At 70.6% G+C, this 9,617-nt stretch carries 10 protein-coding genes and 1 pseudogene; 9 read left to right on the top strand and 2 right to left on the bottom strand.

The window, feature by feature from the left end:
• Window positions 1–74 precede the first annotated feature (74 nt).
• Both mnmD and JHD63_RS06415 read right to left on the bottom strand, forming a co-directional pair.
• Window positions 75–881 (bottom strand): annotated as a pseudogene (gene mnmD, locus JHD63_RS06420) (tRNA (5-methylaminomethyl-2-thiouridine)(34)-methyltransferase MnmD); the annotation flags it as partial.
• Window positions 882–1,105: 224 nt separating this feature from the next.
• Entirely contained in the window at window positions 1,106–1,381 is a 276-nt protein-coding gene (locus JHD63_RS06415; RefSeq protein ID WP_198969913.1) for an oxidative damage protection protein, read from the bottom strand.
• 121 nt (window positions 1,382–1,502) lie between these two features.
• Here JHD63_RS06415 and JHD63_RS06410 point away from each other — a divergent pair, with 121 nt between their 5' ends.
• The 9 genes from JHD63_RS06410 to JHD63_RS06370 all read left to right on the top strand — a co-directional run bounded on the left by JHD63_RS06410 (window position 1,503) and on the right by JHD63_RS06370 (window position 9,605).
• On the top strand, window positions 1,503–2,522 hold the full coding sequence (locus JHD63_RS06410; RefSeq protein WP_198969912.1) for a sulfate ABC transporter substrate-binding protein: 1,020 nt from the start codon (window positions 1,503–1,505) through the stop codon (window positions 2,520–2,522).
• 92 nt (window positions 2,523–2,614) lie between these two features.
• Entirely contained in the window at window positions 2,615–3,196 is a 582-nt protein-coding gene (ssuE, locus tag JHD63_RS06405; RefSeq protein WP_198969911.1) for an NADPH-dependent FMN reductase, read from the top strand.
• 248 nt (window positions 3,197–3,444) lie between these two features.
• Entirely contained in the window at window positions 3,445–4,614 is a 1,170-nt protein-coding gene (gene ssuD, locus JHD63_RS06400; protein ID WP_198969910.1) for an FMNH2-dependent alkanesulfonate monooxygenase, read from the top strand.
• Window positions 4,615–4,624: 10 nt separating this feature from the next.
• A complete protein-coding gene (gene ssuC / locus JHD63_RS06395; RefSeq protein ID WP_198969909.1) occupies window positions 4,625–5,470 on the top strand; it encodes an aliphatic sulfonate ABC transporter permease SsuC in 846 nt (281 codons plus the stop codon).
• Between the two features lie 11 nt (window positions 5,471–5,481).
• Window positions 5,482–6,282, top strand: coding sequence for an ATP-binding cassette domain-containing protein (locus tag JHD63_RS06390; protein ID WP_198969908.1), 801 nt, complete (start codon window positions 5,482–5,484; stop codon window positions 6,280–6,282).
• Between the two features lie 24 nt (window positions 6,283–6,306).
• On the top strand, window positions 6,307–7,605 hold the full coding sequence (locus JHD63_RS06385; protein WP_198969907.1) for an O-acetylhomoserine aminocarboxypropyltransferase/cysteine synthase family protein: 1,299 nt from the start codon (window positions 6,307–6,309) through the stop codon (window positions 7,603–7,605).
• An 86-nt stretch (window positions 7,606–7,691) separates the two neighbouring features.
• On the top strand, window positions 7,692–7,907 hold the full coding sequence (locus JHD63_RS06380; RefSeq protein WP_198969906.1) for a TOBE domain-containing protein: 216 nt from the start codon (window positions 7,692–7,694) through the stop codon (window positions 7,905–7,907).
• Window positions 7,904–8,947: a methionine ABC transporter ATP-binding protein gene (locus JHD63_RS06375; protein WP_198969905.1), complete on the top strand. Its 1,044-nt coding sequence runs from the start codon at window positions 7,904–7,906 to the stop codon at window positions 8,945–8,947. Before JHD63_RS06380 ends, JHD63_RS06375 begins: the two co-directional genes overlap by 4 nt.
• Window positions 8,940–9,605, top strand: coding sequence for a methionine ABC transporter permease (locus tag JHD63_RS06370; RefSeq protein WP_198969904.1), 666 nt, complete (start codon window positions 8,940–8,942; stop codon window positions 9,603–9,605). The genes JHD63_RS06375 and JHD63_RS06370 overlap by 8 nt, the downstream gene beginning before the upstream one ends.
• Window positions 9,606–9,617: the final 12 nt, after the last annotated feature.

The raw sequence follows: 9,617 nt of genomic DNA, 5'->3' as shown, positions 1-9,617 counted from the left end.
CCCCCCCCCCCCCCCCCCCCCCCCCCCCCCCCCCCCCCCCCCCCCCCCCCTTTTTAGATGTGTATAAGAGACAGGCGCAGCGCCAGGCTGGCCGCCACGGCCGCGCCGGCCAGGCCGGCGCCGATGACGGCGCAATCGCCCGGCACGGCCACCGCTTCGCCGGGCCAGGGCTCGTGCCGCCGCGGCTCCCAGGCGGGGGCGAACACGCCGCGCAGGCAATCGCGCTTGGGCGGCAGGCCGGGGGCTTTTTCCAGAACGAAGCCCTGGCTGGCGAGCGCGTCGCGCACCGCGCGGGCGATGGTCCAGGTGGCCAGCCGGGTGCCGCGGCGGGCGAAGCGCGCGAGCGTCCTGAGCGTTTCGGGCGACCACATGTCGGGGTTGCGCTGCGGGCTGAAGCCGTCGAGGTACAGGCTGTCGGCCGCGAAGCGCTGGGCGCGCAGCATGGGCTGCACCGGGCCCACGCAGAGCGTGAGCAGCACCCGCCCGCCGTCGAAGGCCAGCCGGTGCAGGCCCGGCAGCAGGCCCTGCCATTGCGCCGCGAGTTGCTGCGCCAGCGGCGCCAGATCGGGCTCGTCCCGCGCGGCGCGCAGCAGGTCGGCGGCGGCCACCGGATAGGCCTCGACCGAGACGAAGTGCAGCAGGCCCGGCCGCGCCGGGTCGGCGCGCCAGGCGGCCCAGGCGGCGAGAAAGTTCAGGCCCAGGCCAAAGCCGGTTTCCAGGATGCGCCACTGCGCCTTGCCGGCCCAGGCGCCGGGCAGGCCGCAGCCGCCCAGGAACACGTGGCGCGCCTGCGCCAGCGCGCCGGCTTCGGAGTGGTAGCGGTCGTCGAAGCGCGCGCTGCGCGGCGCGCCGGCGCTGGTCCAGTCGACGGGTTCAGACATGAAACGCCCCCGGGCTGCGCGCACGACATGTCGCTGCGCCAACGCCCTCGAGCGGACACATCCGGCGGCCCGGCGGAGCCGGTTTCGCGGATGTTGCGGCATGGCCTGCTCCGCGGCCTTTGGTGCTGGGGTGTTTCATACGGGGCGGGTGGCGCGCGGCACCGTGGATGGACGAAAAGAAAACGCCCCGGCTGCGGCAGCCGGGGCGTGCGGGCCGGGCGCGCTCAGGGCGCCGTGGGCGGCACGTAGCCTTGCGCGACGTCGGCGCCGTCGCCGAAGAAGTGCTTTTCCATCTGGCGCTTGAGGTAGTCGCGGGCGCGCTGGTCGGCCAGGTTCAGGCGGTTCTCGTTGACCAGCATGGTCTGCTGCTTCATCCACTGGGCCCAGGCCTCCTTGCTGACGCTTTGCCACAGGCGCTTGCCCAGTTCACCCGGGTAGGGCGGGAAATCCAGGCCCTCGGCTTCCTTGCCGAGCTTGATGCAGTGGACCATGCGTGCCATGTAGGGAGACCCTCTAAAAATGATTTTCGAATAAGGAACTGCGAACTTGATCGTTCCGGTTGGGTGGGGCGGCTTCCAGAATGCCTCCATCGTTTCACATCGAACAAAGAGGAAGAGCGCCATGGCCCATCGCCGCGACTTTATCAAGATTCCCCTGGCCGGCGCCCTGGCCGCGGCTATGTCCCTGCCCGCATGGGCGCAGACGGTGACCCTGCTCAACGTGTCGTACGACCCGACGCGCGAGCTGTACGTGGACTACAACAAGGCCTTCGCCGCCTACTGGAAGGGCAAGACCGGGCAGGACGTGGTGGTCAAGCAGTCGCACGGCGGCTCGGGCAAGCAGGCGCGCTCCATCATCGACGGCATCGATGCCGACGTGGCCACCTTGGCCCTGGGCGGCGACATCGACGCGCTGGTCGCCAACGGCGGCTGGGTCAGGCCCGACTGGCAGAAGCGCCTGCCGCACAACTCCGCGCCCTACACCTCGACCATCGTGTTCCTGGTGAAGAAGGGCAATCCCAAGGGCATCAGGGACTGGGACGACCTGGCCAGGCCCGGCGTGCAGGTGATCACGCCCAACCCCAAGACCTCGGGCGGCGCGCGCTGGAACTACCTGGCCGGCTGGGAGTACGCCAAGCGCAAGTACGGCGGCGAGGCCGGCGCGCGCGGCTACATCGCCAAGCTGTTCAAGAACGTGCCGGTGCTCGACACCGGCGCGCGCGGCGCCACCATCACCTTCGTGCAGCGCGGCGTGGGCGACGTGCTGCTGGCCTGGGAGAACGAGGCCTTCCTGGCGCTCAAGGAGTTCGGCCCCGAGAAGTTCGAGATCGTGGTGCCTTCCATTTCCATCCTGGCCGAGCCCTCGGTGGCGGTGGTGGACCGGAACGTCGACAGGAAGGGCACGCGCATCGTGGCCGAGGAATACCTGAAGTACCTGTACTCCGACGAGGGCCAGGACATCGCCGGGCGCAACTTCTACCGCCCGACCGGCGACAAGGCCAAGGCCAGGTACGCCCGCCAGTTCCCGCAGCTGACGCTGGTCACCATCGACCAGGCGTTCGGCGGCTGGGCCAAGGCCGACAAGGAGCACTTCGCCGACGGCGGCACGTTCGACCAGCTCTACGCCAATCGCCAGAAGTAGGGCGTTTGCTCCTATATTGATAGCTAAAAGCTCAGGTTTTTCCTGGGCTACAGGCTGATTTCGTTCAAATTTCCCTGAAAAGAGCCCATTCCATGTCCGTTTTGCTGATTGCCGGCAGCCCCTCGGCGCCCTCGCGCTCCTCCGCGCTGCTGGAGGCCGTGGCGCACCGGCTGGCGCAGCGGCGCGTCGGCGTGCAGCGGCTGCCGGTGCGCGAGCTGGAGGCGCAGGCGCTGCTGCATGGGGACTTCGGCAGCGCGTCGGCCCGCCAGGCGGTGGAGCGCGTGGCCCGGGCGCGGGCGCTGGTGATCGCCACGCCGGTCTACAAGGCGGCCTACAGCGGCGTGCTCAAGGCCTTTCTGGACCTGCTGCCGCAGACCGCGCTCAAGGGCAAGACGGTGCTGCCGCTGGCCACCGGCGGCAGTCCGCACCACATGCTGGCGCTGGACTACGCGCTTCGGCCGGTGCTGCAGGCGCTGGCGGCGCGGCACATCCTGCCGGGCGTGTACGCCACCGACGCGCAGGTCGCGCTCGCGCCCGAGGGCGCCTACCAGGTGCACCCGGACCTGGCGCCGCGCCTGGACGACGCGGTCGATGCGCTGGTCGAGGGCCTGGGCCCGCCGCTGCCGCACGGCTTTGCCGCGGTGCCCTTCGCGCAGGTGCGATGTAGCGTCTGAGGCGCCCGCGCGCCCGCGCGCCCGCGCGCCCGCGCGCCGGCCGCCTGCCTCCCGTTCTTCTTTCCACGTCGCCGCGGGCGGGCGCAGCCCTGCACCGCACAACCCCAAGGACACCGCCATGGCTTCTCCCGCACTTCTTCTGTCGTACCGCGTCCAGCGGCTTATCCGCACCACCGCCCGCGCCTGGGGCGTGCGGCACGCGGCCGGCCTGACGTTTTCCATCGCCGTCTGACGGCACGAGGCATTCCATGCAGATCTTCTGGTTTCTTCCCACCCACGGCGACAGCCGCTACCTGGGCTCCGCCGAGGGTGCGCGCACGGTGGACCTGGCCTACCTGCAGCAGATCGCGGGCGCGGCCGACCGGCTCGGCTACGAAGGGGTGCTGATCCCCACCGGGCGCTCGTGCGAAGACCCGTGGGTGGTCGCCTCCAGCCTGATCGGGGCGACGCGCAATCTCCGGTTCCTGGTGGCGGTGCGCCCCGGCCTGCACCAGCCGAGCCTGGCCGCGCGCATGGCGGCCACCTTCGACCGGCTCTCGGGCGGGCGGCTGCTGGTGAACCTGGTCACCGGCGGCGACCAGGCCGAGCTGGAAGGCGACGGCGTCTACCTGGACCACGCGGAGCGCTACGCCCAATCGGCCGAGTTCATCCGTATCTGGCGCGAGATCATCGCGCGCAGCCACGACGGCCAGGGCGTCGACTTCGACGGCCGGCACCTGAGCGTGAAGGGCGCCCGGCTGCTCTTTGCGCCGCTGCAGAAGCCGTATCCGCCGGTGTGGTTCGGCGGCTCCTCGCCCGCGGCGCATGCGCTGGCGGCCGAGCAGGTCGATGCCTACCTGACCTGGGGCGAGCCGCCGGCCGCGGTGGCGAAGAAGATCGCCGACGTGCGCGAGCGTGCCCAGGGGCTGGGCCGCAGGCTCGAGTTCGGCATCCGCCTGCACGTGATCGTGCGCGAGACCGAGGACGCCGCCTGGAGGGCCGCCGAGGACCTGATCAGCCGTGTGGACGAGGCCACCGTGGCGCGCGCCCAGGCCGCCTTCGCGCGCATGGATTCCGAAGGCCAGCGCCGCATGGCCGCGCTGCATGCGGGCGGCACCAGGCGTTCGCGCGCCGATCTGGAGATCGCGCCCAACCTCTGGGCCGGCGTGGGCCTGGTGCGCGGCGGCGCCGGCACCGCGCTGGTGGGCGACCCCAGGACCGTGGCCGCCCGCATCGAGGAATACGCGGCGCTGGGCCTGGACAAGTTCATTCTCTCGGGCTACCCGCATCTGGAAGAGGCCTACCGCTTTGCCGAGCTGGTGTTTCCGCTGCTCTCGCGCAAGGCGCAGTCGCAGTTGGCGGGCGGTTCGCTGGGCGGGCCGTTCGGCGCAGTCGTCGCCAACCTGGACGCGCCTTCGCGCCTCCGATCGCAAAGCTAGGGGCCCCGCCATGACCGGACAAGTGCAGGACCTGCCGGCCGTCGCTGCCGCCGAGGGCGCGGGCAGCGCGCTCAAGGGCTTTGCCGCCAGCGTCGGCCGGCGGCTCGTTCCGTGGCTGCTGCCGGTGGGGCTGATCGCCTTCTGGCAGATCGCCGCCTCGCTCGGCTGGCTGTCCAGCCGGGTGCTGCCGGCGCCGGCGGACGTGGCCCGGGCGGCGTGGTCGCTCAGCGCCTCGGGCGAGCTGTGGACCCACGTCAGGGTCAGCGCCGGCCGCGCCCTGGCCGGGCTGGCGGTCGGCGGCGGGCTGGGGCTGGCGCTGGGGCTTCTGACCGGCTCGGTGCGCTTCTTCGAGACGCTGCTCGACTCCACCATCCAGATGGTGCGCAACATTCCGGCGCTGGCGCTGATACCGCTGGTGATCATCTGGTTCGGTATCGACGAGTCGGCCAAGCTGTTCCTCATCTCGGTGTCGGTGTTCTTCCCTATCTACCTCAACACCTTCCACGGCATCCGCAACGTCGATCCGCAACTGATCGAGATGGGCCGCACCTATGGGCTGTCGCGCTGGCAGTTGTACCGCCAGGTGATCCTGCCGGGGGCGCTGTCCTCGATCCTGGTCGGGCTGCGCTTCTCGCTCGGGCTGATGTGGGTGATCCTGATCGTGGCCGAGACCATCTCGGCGCAGGCCGGCATCGGCTACCTGACCATGAACGCGCGCGAGTTCCTGCAGACCGACGTGGTGCTGGTCGGCATCCTGCTGTACGCGCTGCTGGGCAAGCTGGCCGACCTGTTCGCCCGCGCGCTGGAGCACGGGTGGCTGCGCTGGCATCCCGGCTATCAGAAGAACGCCAGATGAGGACGCAGGCCATGGCACATCCTGATCGAACCCCCACCGGCGTGCGCCTGGAGGCGCGGGCCCTGGGCAAGCGCTACGGTGCGCGCGAGGTGCTGCGCGGCGCGCAGCTGAGCATCGAGCCCGGGCAGTTCGTCGCCATCGTCGGGCGCAGCGGCTGCGGCAAGAGCACGCTGCTGCGGCTGGTGGCCGGGCTGGAGCCGGCCACGGCCGGCACGCTGGCGCTGGACGGCCGGCCGGTGCGCGGCCTGCACGAAGACGCCCGCATCATGTTCCAGGAGGCGCGCCTGCTGCCCTGGAAGCGCGTGCTGGACAACGTGGCGCTGGGCCTGCCGGCCAGCGAACGCGGCCGGGCGCTGGAGGTGCTGGCCCAGGTCGGTCTGGCCGAGCGCGGGCACGAATGGCCGGCGCGCCTGTCGGGCGGCCAGCGCCAGCGCGTGGCCCTGGCGCGCGCGCTGGTGCACCAGCCGCGCCTGCTGCTGCTGGACGAGCCGCTGGGCGCGCTCGACGCGCTCACCCGCATCGAGATGCACCGCCTGATCGAAGACCTGTGGCAGCGCCGCCGCTTCACCGCGCTGCTGGTCACGCACGACGTGCAGGAAGCCGTGGCCCTGGCCGACCGCGTGATCCTGATCGAGGACGGCCGCATCGCGCTGGACGAGCCGATCGCGCTGGCGCGGCCGCGCTCGCAGGGCGACCCGGCCTTTGCCGCCATCGAGAAGCGCATTCTCGACCGCGTGCTGCAGCAACCGGCGCCGGAACCCGCGCCCGAGGTGTCCAGCCCCGCCGCGCATGCGCTACGCTGGGCGGTTTGACCCACCCATCCAAAAGGAGATGCCATGACCCGTCCCACCCCCGCCCACTGGAAGTTCGAGACCCTGTCGGTGCACGCCGGCTACTCGCCAGACCCCACCACGCATGCCGTGGTGCCGCCGATCTACCAGACGGTGGCCTATGCCTTCGACAGCGCCCAGCACGGCGCCGACCTGTTCGACCTGAAGGTGCCGGGCAACATCTACACCCGCATCATGAACCCGACGCAGGACGTGCTGGAGCAGCGCGTGGCCGCGCTCGAAGGCGGCATCGGCGCGCTGGCGCTGGCCTCGGGCCAGGCGGCGGTGACCTATGCGATCCAGACCATCACCGAGGCGGGCGACAACATCATCAGCAGCACCGCGCTGTATGGCGGCACCTACAACCTGCTGGCGCACACGCTGCCGCAGTTCGGCATCACCACGCGCTTTGCCGACCACCGCGACCCGGCGAGCTTCGAGAAGCTGTTCGACGACAAGACCAAGGCGGTGTTCGTCGAGTCGCTCGGCAACCCGGCGGGCAACGTGACCGACATCGCCGCCGTGGCCGCGATCGCGCACCGCCATGGCGTGCCGCTGATCGTGGACAACACCGTGCCTTCGCCCTACCTGAGCCGCCCGATCGAGCACGGCGCCGACATCGTGGTGCATTCGCTCACCAAGTACCTGGGCGGCCACGGCAGCAGCCTGGGCGGGGCCATCGTCGATTCCGGCAAGTTCCCTTGGGGCCAGCACAAGCAGAAGTTCCGCCGCCTGAACGAGCCCGACCCGAGCTACCACGGCGTGGTCTACACCGAAGCGCTGGGCGCGGCGGCCTACATCGGCCGGGCGCGCGTGGTGCCGCTGCGCAATACCGGCGCGGCGATCTCGCCCTTCAACGCCTTCCTGATCCTGCAGGGCATCGAGACCCTGTCGCTGCGCATGGACCGCATCAACGACAACGCGCTGGCCGTGGCGCAGCACCTGCAGGCCCACCCCAAGGTGAGCTGGGTCAACTACGCCGGCCTGCCGAGCCACCCGGACCATGCGCTGGCGCAGAAGTACCTGCGCGGCAAGGCCTCGGGCATCCTGACCTTCGGCCTCAAGGAGGGCGGCCGCGCGGCCGGCGCGCGCTTCCTCGATGCGCTGGCGCTGTTCACGCGGCTGGTCAACATCGGCGACGTGCGCTCGCTGGCCACGCACCCGGCCTCGACCACCCACCGCCAGCTCTCGCCCGAGGAACTGGCCAAAGCCGGCGTGTCGGAAGAGACGGTGCGCCTGTCGGTCGGCATTGAGCACATCGACGATCTGCGCGCCGATCTGGACCAGGCGCTGGCGGCGACCTAGTTTCTGAGCAGAAGATGGCTGTAGCCCAGGTTTTATCTGGGCTTTAAGCTATCAATTTCATAGTTCTCAACCCCAGGAGCAATTCCATGTCCATCCAGGCCATCAACGTGCGCAACCAGTTCAAGGGCAAGGTCCGCGAGATAATCCGCGGCGACGTCGTCTCCGAGGTCGACGTCGAGACGCCCTGGGGCATCGTCACTTCCGTCATTACCACACGTTCCGTGGACGACCTGCAGCTGCAGGTCGGCTCCGACGTCGTGGCCTTGGTGAAATCCACCGAGGTTTCCATCGCCAAACTGTGATTCGGCTCGAAAACATCCATCAAACCTATCCAGGCCCCAGCGGGCCGGTGCAGGCACTGCGAGGCATCGACCTGCATGTTCCCCAAGGCCAGATCTTCGGCGTGATCGGGCGCAGCGGCGCGGGCAAGAGCTCGCTGGTGCGCACCATCAACCTGCTGAACCGGCCCACCTCCGGGCGCGTGCGCGTGGCCGGCCAGGACCTCACCGCCATGCCGGACGCCCAACTGCGCCAGGCGCGCCAGGGCATCGGCATGGTGTTCCAGCACTTCAACCTGCTGGCCTCGCGCACGGTGTACGACAACGTCGCGCTGCCGCTGGAGCTGGCCGGCATGGATGCCGCCGCGATCCGCACCCGCGTCATGCCGCTGCTGGACCTGGTCGGGCTGGCGGCGCTGCGCGAGCGCTATCCGGCGCAGATCAGCGGCGGGCAGAAGCAGCGCGTGGGCATTGCCCGGGCGCTGGCGAACCGGCCCCAGGTGCTGCTGTCGGACGAGGCCACCTCGGCGCTCGACCCGGAAACCACCCGCGCCATCCTCGCGCTGCTGCAGCAGGTCAACCGCGAGTTCGGCCTGACCGTGGTGCTGATCACGCACCAGATGCAGGTCATCAAGCAGATCGCGCAGCAGGTGGCGGTGATCGACGCCGGCCGCATCGTGGAGCAGGGCGCGGTGCTGGAGGTGTTCACCCGCCCGCAGCACGCCACCACGCGCAGCCTGCTCGACGAGGTCACGCCGCAGGCGCTGCCCGAGAGCGTGCTGGCGCGGCTGCGCAGCCAGTTGCAGGGCCTGCCCGCGGGCGAGGCCTGCGTGCTGCGCATCGCCTTTGCCGGCGACGCGGTGGCCGACCAGCCGCTGCTGTCGGAGCTGGTGCGGCGCTTCGGCGTGGACCTGTCGGTGGTCCACGGCCAGATGGACGAGATCCAGGGCCAGCCCTATGGCGCGCTGGCGCTGCTGCTGCGCGGCGCGCCTTCTTCGCTGGGCGAGGCCGTGGCGTACCTGCGCGGCGCGGGCGTGTCGGTGCAGGAGGTGAGCGATGTTTGACGTCTTCACCGCGCCCATGCTCGAACTCTTCGCCACCTCGCTCTGGGAGACCCTGGTCATGGTCGGCGTCTCGGGCGCCATCGCCGCGCTGCTGGGCGTGCCGCTGGGCGTCTACCTGCACCTGACCGCCGCCGGCGGCGTGCTGCAGAACCGGCCGGTGAACCGGGTGGTGGGCTTTGCCGTGAACGCGGTGCGCTCCACGCCCTTCATCATCCTGCTGGTGGCCATCATCCCGTTCACGCGGCTGCTGACCGGCTCGTCCATCGGCACCGCCGCGGCCATCGTGCCGCTGACCATCGCCGCTGCGCCCTTCATGGCGCGGCTGGTGGAAACCGCCCTGCGCGAGGTCGACCGCGGCCTGGTCGAGGCGGCCCAGGCCATGGGCGCGAGCACCGGCCAGATCGTCTGGAAAGTGCTGCTGCCCGAGGCGCTGCCGGGCATCGTCGCCGGCATCACCATCACCCTGGTCAGCCTCACCGGCTACTCGGCCATGGCCGGCGCCATCGGCGGCGGCGGCCTGGGCGATCTGGGCATCCGCTACGGCTACCAGCGCTTCCTGCCGGAGGTGATGCTCGCCGTGGTGGTGGTGCTGATCGTTTTCGTGCAGGTGCTGCAGGGCGCCGGCGACTGGCTGGTCAAGCGCCTGAGCCACAGGTGATCCGTTTTTTCA

The sequence above is a fragment of the Xylophilus sp. ASV27 genome (assembly GCF_016428875.1).
Taxonomy (GTDB): domain Bacteria; phylum Pseudomonadota; class Gammaproteobacteria; order Burkholderiales; family Burkholderiaceae_C; genus Xylophilus.
Note: the sequence above shows the minus strand (reverse complement) of the source record. Positions and strands in the feature narration are given on the sequence as shown.

Bases quoted from the DNA above. Each gene is read 5' to 3' on its own strand.
- JHD63_RS06385 (WP_198969907.1), top strand. From the start codon at position 6,307: ATGACCCGTCCCACCCCCGCCCACTGGAAGTTCGAGACCCTGTCGGTG.
- JHD63_RS06370 (WP_198969904.1), top strand. From the start codon at position 8,940: ATGTTTGACGTCTTCACCGCGCCCATGCTCGAACTCTTCGCCACCTCG.
- JHD63_RS06380 (WP_198969906.1), top strand. From the start codon at position 7,692: ATGTCCATCCAGGCCATCAACGTGCGCAACCAGTTCAAGGGCAAGGTC.
- ssuD (WP_198969910.1), top strand. From the start codon at position 3,445: ATGCAGATCTTCTGGTTTCTTCCCACCCACGGCGACAGCCGCTACCTG.
- JHD63_RS06410 (WP_198969912.1), top strand. From the start codon at position 1,503: ATGGCCCATCGCCGCGACTTTATCAAGATTCCCCTGGCCGGCGCCCTG.
- JHD63_RS06415 (WP_198969913.1), bottom strand. From the start codon at position 1,381: ATGGCACGCATGGTCCACTGCATCAAGCTCGGCAAGGAAGCCGAGGGC.
- ssuE (WP_198969911.1), top strand. From the start codon at position 2,615: ATGTCCGTTTTGCTGATTGCCGGCAGCCCCTCGGCGCCCTCGCGCTCC.
- ssuC (WP_198969909.1), top strand. From the start codon at position 4,625: ATGACCGGACAAGTGCAGGACCTGCCGGCCGTCGCTGCCGCCGAGGGC.
- JHD63_RS06390 (WP_198969908.1), top strand. From the start codon at position 5,482: ATGGCACATCCTGATCGAACCCCCACCGGCGTGCGCCTGGAGGCGCGG.